Raw genomic sequence first — 15,451 nt, forward strand, 5'->3', positions numbered from 1 at the left:
GGCGGCGCTCCGTGCGTTCAGCGGATGGGATGGTGCGCGGGGTTGGGTGCGGGACGGGGCAGGCCAGGCAGTGCGGCAGGCGGCGGACCGGGCCGGGGCTTGGGAGGACGGGTGGTCAGCTGCGGGGAACGCGAGCGGGCCGCGTGCGTCCGAGCGCTCAGCGGCCGGCGGGTCATCCCCAGGCGGCGGCCGACCTCGTCGTAGACGTCGTTGCCCGCACGCGGCCGTACCGCGACGACGTGGATCTCCTTGGGGTGGGCGGATTCCGCGGGCGCCGGGCGGACGCCGTAGACGACGCGCCAGTCCTTGCGGCGGTCCACGAACAGCTTCCGGAATCCCTCCAGGTCGCCGTCGAGGCGCTGTCCGAAGCGCTGGGCGTTCACGACTTCCTGCAGGTAGGCGAGGGTGAGGTCGCGGATATCGCTGGGGGCCTGAAGGAGATCGGTCAGCGCGCGAGGGTCGAAGCTCAGTCCGAAGACGGGCTGTCCCGCTCCCGCGGTCATGGCGTCGGCTCGCCCGGCTCGGCAGTGCCGGCGCCATCCGCCGTGGCCGCGGTCTCGGTGCGCACGGACGGCGGCGGGCCGGGCAGGAGACGGTGAGCGGGCCGGTCGGGGGAGGTCATGCAGGCCGACAGCGGTCCGCCCGGCGCGCGGATCGCGGCGACGGCGTGGGTGAGGAAGTCGCGGTGCCACACGAACAGGCCGGAGAGCCCGGCTTCGGGGTCCTTGTGCTGCTGGTAGGCGAGCCACAGGGCGTGTAGCCAGGCCACGACGTCGTCGTGCTCCTGCCACTGCAGGCACCAAGGTGCCGCGGTGGTGACCTCCGCTCCGTAGACCGGGAGGAAGAAGTCGTCGACCCAGTCCGAGAGGGCGTCGAGTTCGTCTTCCCGTTCCTCCCCGTCGAGTTCCAGGATCGGGCGAGGCTCCGGCGGAACGGCGGCCGGAGGCCCGCCGAGTCCCGGCATACCGAACGCGGCGAACGATGACCCGCTCGGCGCCGGCGCGGATGCGAGGTGGTCGAGCTGCTGAGCCTGTTGCGCCGACTGCTCCATGAGCCGCCGCACGCTCGCCTCGATTCCCTCCAACTGCGGATCCGGAATACGAACCGGCTCCAGCTCCCCATCGTCAGACGGCCTTGCGGATTCGGACATTGGAAGTTCAGCCTCCTACGAGACACGGGATAAGAGAAGGGCGAAAGCGTCCTTGCACGGACCGGACAGCGAAATCGCACGTCCGCTCCGGCGGTGCTCCGCCAGCGGCTCAGCTGGGAGCCGGTTGCGTTGGCGGCAGGAGAGGACCCGGATCAGACGGCGAGAACCACGTCGTCCTGCGTGAGGGTTGCGCGGATCGTCTCGGTGAGCCGGTCGGCCGCGATCGACGCGTAGTGCTCGGTCTTCTCTACGCCGATGAAGTCCCTGCCTTCGAGCAGGGCGGCGACGCCCGTGGAGCCGGAGCCGGCGCAGAAGTCGAGGACCGTGCCGCCCTCGGGGCTGATCTTGACCAGCTCGCGCATCACCTCGACGGGCTTCTGAGTGATGTGCTGGCGCTTCGCGCCGGAGGGCTGCGAAGCCGAGTACATACCCGGCAGGTAGACCGGGTTCCGGGAGCCGTCGATCGGCCCCTTGGACGCCCAGACGATGAATTCGCAGTTCTGGGTGAACCGGCCCTTCTGGGGCCTGGCCTGCGGCTTGTGCCAGGCCAGCACACCGCGCCACAGCCATCCGGCGGCCTGGATGGCGTCTGTCGTCGTGGGGAGTTGGCGCCAGTCGGTGAACAGCAGCGCGGTCCCGCCGGTCTTCGTCAGCCGGTGGGCCTCAGTCATGATCTGCGTCAGCCAGAACGAGTAGGACCGTTGGTCCATGTTCTCGCCGGTGAAGTCGGCAAGGTCGTTCTTGGCATCGGCGGAGGTGTACTTCTGCTTCGCGGAGCGGGTGGTGCGCTCCTTCGCGGTCCGGCCGCCGCTGTTGTACGGCGGGTCGGTGATGACGGAGTCGACGCAGCCGTCCGGTAGGCCGGAGAGAACGGCCAGAGCGTCGCCCTGGTGCAGGGAAAAAGGCAAAGAGGAACCCCTATTCGGGTGCGGAATCGCGGAGGGAAACACCGCCTCGCACAAGCGTCCTCGCGGGCCGAAAGCAGGCATGCAGAAGTCCGTGGCCGCAGACCGAGGAGGGCGAGGGGGAGTCAGAAAACTGTAGAGGCGAATCCGCCGACGACCAAGAAACCCTTACCGATGTACCGGTTTCCGGCACCTCACGCCGAGCTTTTTGGTCAACCGCCGATCTGCACCTACTGTTTTTGAACCGCCCGGCGCACACCGCCGCTGGCTACATCCTCGCCACACCTCACGGAGATACCCCTGCCCCGGCACACCTAGCTCACAGCACGGCCGCGCGGAGCGAGCGGCAACTCCCCCGCACCGGCCCGCCTCCGATCGCCCACCCCGGCTGCCGCGCCCTTCCACCACGCCTCGCGCACGCGACACGCCGGACACCACATCCCGAAGGACTCGTTCATGACGTCTGACCACCCATCCATGCCCGAACCCGCTGACCGGCGAGCGGTCCGCTCGGGTTGAAGGCACTCGCCGCCGGCATCGGCGTCGTCTTCCTCTCCCCGATCCTGCTCGCCGGCACCGGCATGATGCTCGCCTCCTCCGCCGAAGCCGTACAGAGCAGCAGCTCCTTCAGCAACTGCCTGACCGACATCGACAGCGACAAGGTCGCCGAGCAGGTCATCAAGATCCTCGACGGCGCGTCCGGCAAGGACGTTGACATTGAGGGCCTGGACCTGCCCGCCGAGCAGGTCCCCAACGCGGCGACGATCGTGGCCGCCGGCCTATCGCTCGACGTTCCCAAGAAGGGACAGATCATCGCGCTCGCCACTGCGATGCAGGAGAGCCGGCTGCGCAACCTGGGCTACGGGGACCGCGACTCCCTCGGTCTCTTCCAGCAGCGTCCGTCCCAGGGGTGGGGCAGCGCCCAGCAGATCCGCGACCCCACCTACGCGAGCGAGCAGTTCTACAAGCACCTGCTCAAGGTGGACGGCTGGCAGCAGATGACCGTCACCCAGGCCGCGCAAGCCGTGCAGAAATCCGGCCTGCCGGACGCGTACGCGCAGTGGGAGAACCTGGCCACCGCGCTGCAGGCCGCCATCGTCAAGACCTTCCCCGGCGCCGGGGATGCCACGGATGACAAGGACGAGAAGCCGTCGACCAGTACGACCGGCTGCGCGCCGGGCCAGGACGGTTCCGGCTTCGGCCGCATCCCCGAAGGGAGCGTCCCCAAGGGCTACTCGATCCCCAAGGACGCCGACCCGAAGGCCCGTAAGGCCATCGAGTGGGCGATGCACCAGCTCGGCACGCTCTACCAGTGGGGCGGATCCTGCACCAACGCGCACGGCCCCGACCCCATGGGCCGCTGCGACTGCTCCAGCCTGATGCAGCAGGCGTACGCCCATGCTGGCATCACGCTCACCCGCACCACGTACACGCAGGTCAACGAAGGCAAGGCTGTCTCGCCCGCTCACCTCAAGCCCGGCGACCTGATCTTCAGCCGCGGTACCGCCGCACGGCCTGAGCACGTCGGCATGTACATGGGCGAGGGCCTCGTGATCGAGGCGCCGCGCACCACCAAGCCGGTGCGGATCACCCCGATCAAGGACTGGGACATTCTCGCCGTCCGCCGCGTCCTCTGACGCCGCCCCGCCCGGTGTCAGCCCGGGCGGGCCGGGCTGACGCGGCCACTTCCGTGCCCTTCGCTCGCCTCTCCCTCCGCTTTCACCTTCCCGTTGGGCCTCGCCGGGCCCGCGTATGCAAGGAGCCTCGCACCACCTATGTCCGTCCCTCTCGCAGACCGCGTCATCCAGCTCGCCTACGACCCAGGAATCACGCCCAAAGGCGGCGGGTTGCCTGGCCTCGCCGTGCTGAAGAACGTGGTCAACAGCATCAACATGTTCGGGATCATCGCCGTCGTCGGCGCCCTCGCCGTCTCGCTCGGCGTATGGGCCTGGGGCCACCACACCGGTGGACACCAGGCCGAGGCCAACGGGAAGAAGGGCGCCGTCGTCGCCGCCGGCGCCGCCCTCGGTCTGGGTGCAGCGAACGGCATCGTGGCCTTCTTCTCCGGCCTGGGATCGCAGGTCCACTGATGCGGAAACGCTTCCCTTCCTCTTCGCTGTCCTCGTACGGCTCGGGCTGGTCGACGAACCAGCGCATCGCGATCGGCGCCACCGTTGTCGCCGTTTTGCTTGCCCTCGCCGGGGTCGTTGCCCTGCTGACCGGCGGTGGCAACGGCCAGCAGACTCCCGATGCCGCGCCACCGGCTCCCACGGGCGGCCCGTCCCACTCCGAGGCTGCTCCCAAGCCTTCCTCCGGGTCCGGGTCGGTGCCCAAGCCGCCGCAGATCGCCGAGCCGGTCGCCTACGCCAAGGCAGCGGCCCAGATGCTCTGGTCCTACGACACCCGCGACACCAGCCGCGACCAGCAACTCGCCGGCATGCGCGCCTGGATGACCACCGAGACCAAGTACGCCGACTGGACCTCGGTCGCTGGCCAGGTCCCCGACCCCGTGCTGTGGTCACGGATGGCCGACCAGGACCAGCACGCCACCGCCCACATCACCGAAGGCCACTACCCCGGCGCGTTCAAACAGGCGCTGGCCGAGGATCCGTCCGCGATCACCGAGGCGTACATCTACGTCGTCACCGTCAACGGCAAGCAGACCCTCAGCTGGAAGAAGGGCGGCGGCGGAGCCGAGGAACGCGCCGTGACCCTGGCCGTCCAGTGCCGCCCGAACCACGACTGCACCCTGGCCGCCATCGCACCGAGCGTCACGCAGTGACCCGCGCCTGAGACACGAAAGGAGGAGTAACTCCTCGTGGGTTTCTGTGATTTCCCCCTGGCGGACAAACTGTGCGCCGTCGGCGACGCGGTGGACTTCGCCTCGGACCCGGGCAAAGCCATCGGTGGCTGGATGGCGAAGTCCGCCGGTGAACTGGCAGCCGCCGCAGCCGACCTGGCCGCCGAAGCCGTCAACACCACCACCAAGGTCGATCTGAACGCCGGGTGGTTCCGCGACAACTACGAAATGCTGTTGCCGCTGGGCCTGGTCCTGCTGGTCGCCACCTTCTGCGCGCAACTGGTCCGGGCCGCCATCAGACGCGACGGGCAAGCCCTTACCCAAGCATTCACGGGCACCGCGTCCGGAGTCCTGTTCGCCTTCTGCGCCATCGCCCTGACCACAGTCGCCATCGAGGTCGTGGACGCCGTCAGCGACGGCCTGTTCAAAGCCGCACACCTGAACATCGAATCGGCCGTGCGCCGCGTCGTGAAGGTCAGCCAAATCGGGGCGCTGTCCGGTCTCGGCTGGCTCGTCCCGGTCGTCACCGGGCTCGGCGCCGCCATCGGCGCCTTCCTCTACTGGTGCGTGATGATGGTCCGCAAGGTCGGCATCCTCGTCATGGTCACCCTCGCGGTCTTCGCCTCCGCCGGCGGCGGCTGGGAAGTCGCCCGGCGCTGGCGCAAGGGCTGGATCGAAGCCACCGCCACCCTCGTCGTCTCCAAGCTCCTGATGACCGTCATCTTCGTCCTCGGTATCGCCGCCATGGGCAAGACCGAAGCCAATGACGGCATCGCCGCGCTCGCCGACGTCATGTCCGGCATCGTGATCATGGTCCTGGTGCTGTTGTGCCCGTACGCCGTCTTCAAATTCGTGCACTGGGCAGCCGACGGCACCGACGGCGAGTCCATCCACCGTGCCGGTGGCGCCGGGGCCCAGATCGCCAAGGCCCACGCCGAGAAGGCCGCCCGCAAGGCCGCCGCAGCCGCAGCCACCGCCGGAACCGGTGGCGCCGCAGCCGGAGCAGGTGGCGCTGCCGCCATGGGAAGTGCCGCACCGCAAGGCCCCGACGGCGGCGGATTCCCCGGCGACGTCGCCACCGACCCGACCGGCGGCGAAGGCAAGGACGGTTCGCAGGGCGGTGGTACGGGAGGCTCGCCCGGCGGCGATGCCGTCAAGTCCGGCCTGGAGAAAGCCGTCCAGCCCGCGCCGACCAGCGTGTCCGACGACACCAGCGGCCAGGTGGGAGGCACCCCAGGTTCTGGCGGATCCGGCGCGAATGCCGCGTCCGGCCAGGGCGGCGGATGGCAAACCACTCCGCCGACAACGACACCGCCTCCACAGGGCGCACCCCCGTCCTCCGGCTCACAGGACGCCGCGTCGAGCGGGTCGGCACCGCCGCCGCCTCCGACCGGCCTCTGACCCCTGCCCGACGCCCGGGGGCGGGACGTGCACACCACCTCCCGCCCCCGGCCTCCACCCGCGCCTCCAGGACCCGCCCCCATGACTGACCTCTCTGTTGCTCCGGTCACGGTGAAGTTCCCCCACCGGAGCCGCCGCGGCATCCTCCTCGGCCTCTCCCTGCCCCAACTCGTTCTCGTCTCCTGTTCACTGGCCCTGCTGCTAATGACGGTGATCTCCACCGGGCTACTCGGCGCCGTTGCCCTGGCACCGCTGTGGGCGGCATCCGGCGCACTCGTCGCCATCCGCCGCCACGGCCGCTCCCTCATCGACTGGGCACCGATCGTCACCCGGTACACGCACCGCCGCCGCACCGGCCAGACCCTCTGGCTCGCCCGGCCCGTCACCCGACCAAGGCAGGACGGCGTCCTCCACCTTCCCGGCACCGCCGCCTCCCTGAAGGTGGTCACCCCCGGCGACTCCTCCAACCAGGCTGCGGCCGTCCACGACCCGCACCAGCAAACCCTGACCGCCATCGCCCGCGTCACCAGCCGCGCCTTCGCCCTCCTCGACCCCGCCACCCAGAACCACAACGTCACCAGCTGGGGACGCGCCCTCGCCGGCATCGCCCGCACTGGGCACGTCGCCACCGTCCAGGTACTGGAGCGCACCGTGCCCGACAGCGGTGACACGCTCACCCGCCACTGGACCCAGAACGGGCAACCCCAAGCTCCCGTCGCTGGGCAGGTCTACTCCGAACTGGTCGCCTCGGCCGGCCCGGCCGCCGCTCCGCACGAGACCTACCTCGCCATCTCCCTCGACCTCAAGGCCGCCCGGCGCCTGATCAATCAGGCCGGCGGAGGGCTGCCCGGTGCGTTCACCGTCATGCAGCAGACCACCGCCTCCATCGCCCAGGCCGCCCGCAACGCCGGCCTGATGGTCACCGGCTGGCTGAGCGCGCGGGAGATCGCCGCCGTCATCCGCACCGCCTACGACCCCAAGGCGCTCGCCGCGCTCCAGCATTGGTCCGAGACCGGCCGTGCCGAGGCCGACCCCGCAGCCGCCGGGCCCGTCGTGCAGTTCGAGGAGTACGACCGCCTCGCCACCGACAGCGCGCGGCACGCGACGTACTGGGTGGAGAACTGGCCGAGGACCGAGATGGGGGCAGGGTTCCTGCACGGGATCATGTTCACGGCCGGTGTGCGCCGCAGCCTCTCCCTTATCTACGTGCCGCAGGGGCTCGAGTCGGCACTGCGGGACGTCCAGCGCAAGAAGGCCGCGATCATCGCCGACGCCAACGAACGCGCCCGCCGCGGGCAGGTCGACTCCGAAGAGGATTCCGTCGAGTACGCCGACGTCAAGACCCGCGAACGCCAGCTCATCGCCGGGCACGCGGACGTGGCACTGACCGGCCTGGTCACCGTCACCGCCGAGACCGACGCACTCCTGGACGCCGCCTGCGCACAGATCGAGACCCACGCCGTCACCTCCGGAGTCGATCTCCGCAGGCTCAACTACCAGCAGCCGGACGCCTTCGCCCTCTCCGCGCTCCCGCTCGCCCGCACCGCCCTGTGAACCAGAGCGTGCCCTGGCCCACTGCACTCCGGATCACCCGCGACGGGACGCCCGTCGCCGCCCTGCCGACCGGCAGGAAGGACCACCACCTTTGACCTCTCCCCCGCGCCCCGACGACGCGCACCCCTACCTCCGCGCCGCGAGCGCCGGCATCCGCCACCACGCACGAGCCCTGGCGCCGTCGGACGCAGACCCGCCCCGGCCCGTGGACCGTCTGCACCTCGACGTACTGCACGCCCACCTCACCGCTCTGCTCCAGCTTCTGGACCTGCTCGCCGACCACACCCGGCCCCCGCACCCGGCCGCCGGACGCCACCTGGCCGCCGCCCACACCAGGCTCTGGCAGGTCACCACCGAAGTCCACGCCGCCTTCCATCTGCTGCCCGGCACGACCGAGGTCACCACCGCGACGAGCGCCTGTCATCCGGAACGGCTCCCCGAGGGCCCGCCCGTGCTGACGATCTGCCAACGCCACCTCGCCGCCGGACGCGTCGTCCGCCGCAAGACCACCCCCACCGACCTCCGCCCGCATGCCACGGCCTGCGTGCGATGAGCACCACCCGCAGAATCGAGGGCACCCGATGAGCCACCGGCCCGCCCGTCGCGCCCGCCGCGCGTCCGCCAGCCCGCTGTTCACCCCCCACGGCACCGACCGCGCCAGCCGCAAGGCCGCACGCCGCCAGCTCGCCGAGGCCGCCGCCAAAGCCCGTGCCGAAGCCAGCGCCCACCAGAGCGAAAGCACCCTCCCCGAGCAGCAGATGCCCGTCCCGCTCTACCCACCGAGCGGACGCCCCGGTCCCGCCTCCGCCCGCGGGAACCGGCTGAAACTTCCGGCCCACCGCATGACCACCGCCGTCGCGGCCGGCGCCTATCCCTTCCTCGCCGAAGGCGGACTCGGCGCCGAGGGCATCTACATCGGCCGCGACGTCCACGCCGAGGCGTCATTCGTCTTCGACCCGTTCGCTCTGTACGGCAAGGTCGAGGGGTTCACCAACCCGAACCTGCTGCTCGCCGGCGTGATCGGCCAGGGCAAGAGCGCGCTGGCCAAGTCTTTCGCGCTGCGGTCGGTCGCCTTCGGGTACCGCGTCTACGTCCCGTGCGACCCGAAGGGCGAGTGGACGCCGGTGGCCGAAGCCCTCGGCGGCCGGTCCGTCGCCCTCGGGCCCGGATTGCCCGGACGCCTGAACCCCCTGGACGCAGCCCCGCGCCCGGACAGCGTGGCCGAGGCCGACTGGGTCGGCGAGATCCGCAAGCGTCGCCTGCTCCTGCTCGGCTCCCTGGCCCGGACCGTACTGGGCCGGGACCTGATGCCCATGGAGCACACCGCCCTGGACGTCGCCCTCGACGCCGTCGTCACCCGCGCCGCCGACACCCACCGCACCCCGCTCCTCGGCGACATCGCCGCCACCCTCAACAACCCGACCGACCTCGATGAGGCCGCCGGGATGATGTCGGGCCAGCTCGGCGAAGCAGCCCGCGACCTGGCCCACGCCATGCGGCGCCTGGTCCACGGCGACCTGGCCGGCATGTTCGACGCCCCCTCCACCGTCGCCTTCGATCCGAATGCGCCGATGCTCACCATCGACCTGTCCCGCCTCGGCGGCTCCGGGGACGACACCGCCCTCGTCCTCGCGATGACCTGCGCGAGCGCCTGGATGGAATCCGCCCTCTCCGACCCCGGCGGCGGCCGGCGCTGGATCGTGTACGACGAGGCATGGCGGTTGATGCGGCACGTTGGCCTGCTCCAGCGCATGCAGGCCCAGTGGAAGCTCTCCCGCGGCCTCGGCATCGCCAACCTCATGGTGATCCACCGGCTGTCCGACCTGCTCACCGCTGGCGACGCCGGATCACAGGGGCGCGCCCTGGCCGAGGGCCTACTGGCGGACTGCTCCACCCGGATCATCTACCGCCAGGAGACCGACCAGCTCCACGCCGCAGCCTCCCTGCTCGGCCTGACCTCCGTCGAGATGGACGCCATCGCCCACCTCAACCGAGGGCGCGGATTGTGGAAAGTCGCAGGTCGGAGCTTCATCGTGCAGCACCTCCTGCACAGCCACGAACTGGCGCTCTTCGACACCGACGCCCGTATGCACTGAGGAGCAAAAGGCCCGTGAAGCCCGATTTTCAACGCGACCTGATACCGCGCGACGACGCGCTCCACCTTATCGGCGCGCTCAACGCCATGAAGGACAAACTGCACGACGCCGCCCAGCGGTGGGAGCTGCTCGACGAGAACGGGCACGTTCCGGTCGCGCCGTCCTACACCGCGCTGCTCCAGCACGCCACCGATGCGCAGGACCTCTCACGCGAGGTCCTCCGCCTGGCCGACGCCTTCGCCCGGAGCCCTCACCACACCACCCGGACCGGCCGGACCGTCCTGAAGCAACTCGCCACGGCCGCGACCATCTCCAGCCACGCAGCCCCGCACTTCACCGAGACTGCGGAGGCCGCCCTGACCCTGCCCCGGACCACCAACCCCACCGACCGGCACTACCTCACGAATCGCATGGTCATCGACCACGCCTCAGCGCGAGCCTTTCTGCGGCGTGCCTCGGAATCCCTCCGCGACGCAGCCAAGGAACTCGACGACCACCTCGGCGTCCAGCGCTTCCTTGCGCCTCTGACCCGCCGGGAGGGACCGCCGGAACCACCGCCGTCCCGGCCTGGCGGTCTCCACCGCTGACCGCGCCGGAGCCGTGAGCTGCTCGTGCAACAGATCGCCACCCCGGTGCAGTCCGCCCGCAACGACCCGCAGCCCGCACCAGCCCCGAAGGACTCCTGCATCATCCCCCGCGACCCAGACTTCGAGCTCTACGACAACGTCGGCCGCGACGCCGACCAGATCCAAGCCGCCCGGTACAACCTCGCCACCCGCGGCGACTTGAAGCGGTGGGCACAACGCGACGCACAGCCCTTCCGCGCCGCGTACCCCCTACCCGACCAGCCCTGGCCGGCGCCCGACCTCACCCCGTACCTGGACGCCCTCGCCGCAGCCCGGACCCCGGCGGAGATCGACGCGGTCACCGACCACGTCCTGGACGCCGCCGAACCCGCACTGCGCGCCCTGAGTGACTACCTCGTCGCCGCAGCACGGTGGAAGCAGGAAAACCGCGACGCGGCCAAGGGATCGCCTTCGCACCTGCTGATGACAGCGGCCAGCCGGGCGCTGTCCGCCCTCGCTCTCGCCGACGAAGCCGGCCTGAAGAGGCTGCGCGCTGAATATGACCCGGCCCCCGCCCCCACAGCGTCGGCCGACGCCTCGCGTGGAGCTACCGCGAGCTTGCCGCCCGCTCCCCCCTCCACCGGCCGCGGGCCTCGCCGTTAGCTCTTCTCCATCGGCCGTGCCCGTGCGCGCCCTGACCCACTGCACTCCGGATCACCCCGACGCCACAGCCGTCGCCGCTCTGCCCGTCGGCAGGAAGGAGCACACCCTTTGACCTCTCCCCCACGCCCCGACGACCCGCACGCCTACCTCCGGGCCGCAAGCGGCGGCAGCCGCAGGAGGAGCCATGGCCGCTGACGAAACGACCACTCCAGAACCCGGCCAGGTACCGCTCGCACCGCTGCCCGACCACCGCAACGTGCATACGCCGTGGTGGCAGGAGCTGTGGCGTCGCCACGCACACGTCATCACGCCGCTTCGGGCACGCGGGCTGCAGTGCGACATCGAGTTCGGCCTCAGCACCTACAACGTGCGCGTCTCGCTCCCCGACGACAGCTACCTGGTCATCAGTCCGCCGCACGACCCGCCCTCCGAGCGACCGCCCGGAGAGCCGGAGGGCTGGATCGCCACTCGCGAGCACCCCGACGACCAGACGCTGTTCGAGGTCATCTACGACTCGGCACCCTCCAACGACCCCAGTGCTCCCCAACGGCCCGAAGCCCGCCACGGCGGCAGCGCCCAACCTCTGATCGAGGCGATCGACCACCGCCTCGCCCAGCTGGGGCTGCTACCGCACCCCGTGTTGCCCCACGAAAACTCACACGTTCCCCCAGCCCAGCCGTCACCCCTCCCGCCAGGTGTCCTCCCGCCGGCATCGCCGAAAGCCGCCCCACCGGCCAGACGCACGCCCTGACTTCTTCCCCTTGCGAACCCTTGGAGCCTCCATCCGCACCGCCCGCCGTACTCTGCCGCTGATCATCGGCGCCGCCTGCCTCACCCTGGCCCTCACTGGCTGCTCCGACGAAGACGGCCCAGCCCAGGCCCGGCAGACGCCCAGCGCCAGCACCGCCCCGAAGCCCGCGCCCGCTCTCAGCACCGCCCAGGCCCGCGACGTCATCACCCGCTATTCCAAGATCAACAACGAGGCCAATGCGGACCGCGACCGGCGCCTCCTCGACACCGTCGAGGACGGGCCCCTGTACGCGATGTCCGTCTCGGACTACACCGAGACCGAAGGACTCCCCGCCAAGGACCGCGAGCCGTACGAGCGCTGGTCCTACGACCTCGCCAGCGCCAAGCTGTACATCCCCCGCCTGGCCGACGGACAGGACCGCTGGTTCGCTGCCGCCCTCTCCAGCGAGAAGGGCAAGGCCCCCTCCCGCCTGGCCGTGTTCGCCGAACAGCCCCAGCACAACCGCTGGGAGATGGTGTCCGTCGTCGACCTCGACAGCCAGAAGCTGCCCGACGTCGCCGACCTGCTGCGTACTGCCGTGCTGGACAACTTCACCACCGGAGGCACGAACACCGGAAGCAAGGTGTTCGCGCCGACCAAGGCCAGCAAGCGGCAGGTCAAGGTCCACAGCGATGCCGCAACACGCTTCGGCGACAAGGGAACCAGCGTCTTCGACGAAGCCGACAACCGCTTCACGGACGCCTACGCCCTCAAGACGGAAGACGGCGGCGCGCTGGTCCTCTTCTCCCACACGCACACCCAGACCGACGCCGTCGCGCACTCCGGCCTGCAGATCAACCCCGGCAAGGAAGACCGGGCCTGGCTCCACGACGTGCCCCGCATGTCCATCCAGTACACGTTCGTGTGCAACGACGCCGCCACCGTCCCCGCGAAGGCCGAGCCCTCCCGCCTGATCGGCTACACCTGCGCCCGCACCGACGCCTCCGGCCCCCCGGTCCCCTCCTGGTCACACCGCGCGTAGCCGCACCCGCCCGCCACTTCGACGGCCACCGAGGACATCCCCCGCCCCCTGCTCGCTCCGGAGAACTCCCTGTCCACACACTCCTTCATCGCCCGCCCCACCGCCGGCACGGGGTACAGCGGCATCCACGTCCAGCTCGACGGCGTGCCCAGCAACCACCTCCCGCTCCTCCTGGCCGCCTACCAGTACAAGTTCGGACGCGACGTCGAGGCCATGGCCCAGCACTTCATCGACGACATCGCCGTCGGCTGGGACGAACTCGGCACCGATCTCCTCGACGACGCCCCGCCCACGCTCGTGGCCACGCTGACCGGCGGCGAACACTGGCCCAGCCGGACCCTCGATCGCCTGATCACTCCGGACGGCTCGCCCCCGGTGCGCATGACGGTCACCGACACCACCGCCAGCGACCTGGGCATGCCGTGGGGCTACATCCTGCATCCGCAGGGCATCGAAGTGATCAGCATGGCTCACACAGGCACGGGCCCCCTCGTGGCCTGGGACAGCGACCCCAGCACCCCCTTCAGCGACCACCCGGCGCACTGGCCCGCCATCACCACACGCCGGACGCCCACCACCTCGCGCACCGCGCGCCCACCGCGGCCCGCTGCCGGTGCAGCGCCGACCGGGCCTCGCACGGCTGCCCGCCGCTGACCCGCACCGCCCCTCATTGCCGGAGACTTCCCTGCCCGCTCCCCTGATTACGGTCGTCATCGCCACCCGCCTGCGCGACGACCGCCTCGACTACCTGACCGCCATGCACGCCAGCCTCACCCGGCAGTCCGTGCCGTGGGAGGCCGTGATCGCGCTCGACGGCACCACACCCGAGCGCCTGCCGACCGCGCTCGCGCAGGACTCTCGCATCCGCACACTGAAGCTGCCCCGGCCGGTCGGCGCCGCCTGCGCCAGGAATCTGGCCCTCACTCACGTGCGCACCCCCTACGTCAACTGGGCCGATGATGACGACCAGTTCACCGATGACGCCATGTCCGTACGGCTGGACATCCTGGAATCCACCGGAGTCGGCTGGTGCGCGGGCTGGAGCGAGGACCAGCACCCCGATGGCTCGACCCGTCTGTGGCGCTGCCCGACCCCGCCCGGCCGGCACGAGGCCGGCGACGTGTGGACCTATTGGAAGACGCCGACGGACACGATCCCCATCGGGCCGACCACGATCCTCGCCCGCACCGATCTCGTGCGCGCAGCGCCGATGGGCGGCCTCGTCCAGGGCGAGGACTACTGCGCGGCCCTCGGCGTCACCACGCTCGCGCCCGGAATCCTGCTTCCGGTGCCCGTGTACCGCTACCGCAAGCACCCCGGGCAGATGACGGCCCAGGTCGGATATGACCAGCTGGAGGCGGCGGCCCGGGAGCACGCCTGGGCGTACGGCCGCAGCCTGCGCGCCGTCCTGCGCGGTGGCGAGGACCTGGTCCGTGGCTGAGGCGCAGATCATCCTGTCGCACAGCCGGGAGTCGGGGATCGTCGCCATCGCCTCGGGCGAGCAGTATCCGTGGGCGCACACCGCCCTCACCGAGAGCGGCTTCCAGCGAGCCGACGACGGCGTCTGGCACCTGCCCGCGGACGGCACCCAGACCACCGTGGTCGATCTGGTCACGCGCGCGAAGCGGCACCGCGCCAGCGTGCACATGAGCAGCCGGCGGTACATCGGCGACGCCGCCCGTGACCTCGCGCGCCTGCTGCCCGGCCAGTGGCACGCCTCGGTCGAGATCTATGCGCACCCGGCCTGGCAGGAGGACCTGGTCCCGTGGATCTGGGACAGCGGCGACCTCGGCCGCGCCGTCCAGAGCGAGCGGATCCCTTACGCCGCGGTCCTCACCGACGCGGCGCAGGGCACCACTCTGTTGTTCGTCGAGCGGCCCGGCCATCATCTCGGCTACCTGGTGGGCGCCTTCTCGCCGGAAGGGCTCGAAGGAGGCTATGGCGATCCCCACGCTCCGCCCAGCATCGTCCTGCCGCCGTTTCCCGGGCGGGCTGCCCAGGCCCTCACCGACCGGTACCTTCCCGCCTACGAGCAGGCCGTCCATGCCCGCCAGACGGCGGCCATCGCCGGCGTGCTCGCAGACATCCGCTCCGAGCACGACGCCTGGCAGGCCATGAACGCCTCCGGCAGCTACAGCGACGCCACCCCGCTGAGCGCCGCTGCCCTCGGCGCCTCGACGGAGCTGTTCCTCGACCACGCCTGGCGCCGTTTCCTGACCGTCGTCGACCACGCCCCGACGCTGCTCGACCGGTGCCGGCCCGCGAACAGCCCGTGGCCCGACGACGCCTCAGCCCTCTCCCGTCTGGCCGACGCCGTGAGCGATGCCGAAGCCCTGCTCGACGAGATCGTCCACGGTGATGCCGTACCGGAGCATGAGCGCCGAGCACGCGCGTGGCCGGCGATCGAGACGTGGCTCACCGACGGCGACGCGTTCTTGCGCCAGGCCCGCCTGAGCGCACCCCACCGCCGCCCGGCCCTCCCCGTCACAGCCCCAGCCCGCCCCCTCGCTGCGGCCCGGCCGGCGTACCGCAGCCACTGACCGT

Annotated in this window: 17 protein-coding genes; 14 read left to right on the forward strand and 3 right to left on the reverse strand. The window is 70.9% G+C overall.

From position 1 onward, the window contains the following. Nucleotides 1-17: 17 nt before the first annotated feature. The 3 genes from ORI94_RS08235 to ORI94_RS08245 form a co-directional block, all read right to left on the reverse strand. On the reverse strand, nt 18-503 hold the full coding sequence (locus ORI94_RS08235) for a hypothetical protein (RefSeq protein ID WP_266073701.1): 486 nt from the start codon (nt 501-503) through the stop codon (nt 18-20). Beyond that, nucleotides 500-1,051 (reverse strand): DUF4913 domain-containing protein, encoded by a 552-nt coding sequence (locus ORI94_RS08240; RefSeq protein WP_266073857.1) that lies wholly within the window; start codon nt 1,049-1,051, stop codon nt 500-502. The genes ORI94_RS08235 and ORI94_RS08240 overlap by 4 nt, the downstream gene beginning before the upstream one ends. Before the next feature lie 251 nt (nt 1,052-1,302). Then, nucleotides 1,303-2,058 carry a DNA-methyltransferase gene (locus ORI94_RS08245; protein WP_266073702.1) on the reverse strand — a complete coding sequence of 252 codons (756 nt, stop codon included), beginning with the start codon at nt 2,056-2,058 and terminating at the stop codon, nt 1,303-1,305. 512 nt (nt 2,059-2,570) lie between these two features. On the opposite strand from ORI94_RS08245, the gene ORI94_RS08250 reads away from it, so the two are divergent. The 14 genes from ORI94_RS08250 (at nt 2,571) to ORI94_RS08315 (ending at nt 15,447) form a co-directional block, all read left to right on the forward strand. Beyond that, nucleotides 2,571-3,692, forward strand: a complete 1,122-nt coding sequence (locus ORI94_RS08250) for a C40 family peptidase (RefSeq protein WP_164379538.1) — start codon at nt 2,571-2,573, stop codon at nt 3,690-3,692. A 138-nt stretch (nt 3,693-3,830) separates the two neighbouring features. After that, nucleotides 3,831-4,145 (forward strand): DUF6112 family protein, encoded by a 315-nt coding sequence (locus ORI94_RS08255; RefSeq protein WP_054100372.1) that lies wholly within the window; start codon nt 3,831-3,833, stop codon nt 4,143-4,145. Beyond that, the gene (locus ORI94_RS08260; protein ID WP_127433486.1) at nt 4,145-4,837 is read left to right on the forward strand and encodes a hypothetical protein; all 693 of its coding nucleotides are present in this window, start codon (nt 4,145-4,147) and stop codon (nt 4,835-4,837) included. Before ORI94_RS08255 ends, ORI94_RS08260 begins: the two co-directional genes overlap by 1 nt. A gap of 36 nt (nt 4,838-4,873) precedes the next feature. Further along, entirely contained in the window at nt 4,874-6,256 is a 1,383-nt protein-coding gene (locus ORI94_RS08265; RefSeq protein WP_266073703.1) for an SCO6881 family protein, read from the forward strand. Between the two features lie 81 nt (nt 6,257-6,337). Continuing rightward, nucleotides 6,338-7,810, forward strand: coding sequence for an SCO6880 family protein (locus ORI94_RS08270; protein WP_266073704.1), 1,473 nt, complete (start codon nt 6,338-6,340; stop codon nt 7,808-7,810). A gap of 91 nt (nt 7,811-7,901) precedes the next feature. Further along, nucleotides 7,902-8,363 carry a DUF6238 family protein gene (locus tag ORI94_RS08275; RefSeq protein WP_266073705.1) on the forward strand — a complete coding sequence of 154 codons (462 nt, stop codon included), beginning with the start codon at nt 7,902-7,904 and terminating at the stop codon, nt 8,361-8,363. 28 nt (nt 8,364-8,391) lie between these two features. Continuing rightward, nucleotides 8,392-9,906, forward strand: coding sequence for a VirB4 family type IV secretion system protein (locus ORI94_RS08280; protein ID WP_266073706.1), 1,515 nt, complete (start codon nt 8,392-8,394; stop codon nt 9,904-9,906). Nucleotides 9,907-9,920: 14 nt separating this feature from the next. Further along, nucleotides 9,921-10,493 (forward strand): hypothetical protein, encoded by a 573-nt coding sequence (locus tag ORI94_RS08285; protein ID WP_266073707.1) that lies wholly within the window; start codon nt 9,921-9,923, stop codon nt 10,491-10,493. A gap of 24 nt (nt 10,494-10,517) precedes the next feature. After that, nucleotides 10,518-11,135: a hypothetical protein gene (locus ORI94_RS08290; protein WP_266073708.1), complete on the forward strand. Its 618-nt coding sequence runs from the start codon at nt 10,518-10,520 to the stop codon at nt 11,133-11,135. Between the two features lie 184 nt (nt 11,136-11,319). Further along, nucleotides 11,320-11,886 (forward strand): hypothetical protein, encoded by a 567-nt coding sequence (locus ORI94_RS08295; RefSeq protein ID WP_266073709.1) that lies wholly within the window; start codon nt 11,320-11,322, stop codon nt 11,884-11,886. Between the two features lie 10 nt (nt 11,887-11,896). Further along, a complete protein-coding gene (locus ORI94_RS08300; RefSeq protein WP_266073710.1) occupies nt 11,897-12,907 on the forward strand; it encodes a hypothetical protein in 1,011 nt (336 codons plus the stop codon). A gap of 144 nt (nt 12,908-13,051) precedes the next feature. Then, nucleotides 13,052-13,561: a hypothetical protein gene (locus tag ORI94_RS08305; RefSeq protein ID WP_266073711.1), complete on the forward strand. Its 510-nt coding sequence runs from the start codon at nt 13,052-13,054 to the stop codon at nt 13,559-13,561. Nucleotides 13,562-13,604: 43 nt separating this feature from the next. Then, nucleotides 13,605-14,348 carry a glycosyltransferase family 2 protein gene (locus ORI94_RS08310; protein ID WP_266073859.1) on the forward strand — a complete coding sequence of 248 codons (744 nt, stop codon included), beginning with the start codon at nt 13,605-13,607 and terminating at the stop codon, nt 14,346-14,348. Next, nucleotides 14,341-15,447 (forward strand): hypothetical protein, encoded by a 1,107-nt coding sequence (locus tag ORI94_RS08315; RefSeq protein WP_266073712.1) that lies wholly within the window; start codon nt 14,341-14,343, stop codon nt 15,445-15,447. The genes ORI94_RS08310 and ORI94_RS08315 overlap by 8 nt, the downstream gene beginning before the upstream one ends. Nucleotides 15,448-15,451 lie beyond the last annotated feature (4 nt).

The sequence above is a fragment of the Streptomyces sp. NEAU-W12 genome (assembly GCF_026242095.1).
Taxonomy (GTDB): domain Bacteria; phylum Actinomycetota; class Actinomycetes; order Streptomycetales; family Streptomycetaceae; genus Streptomyces.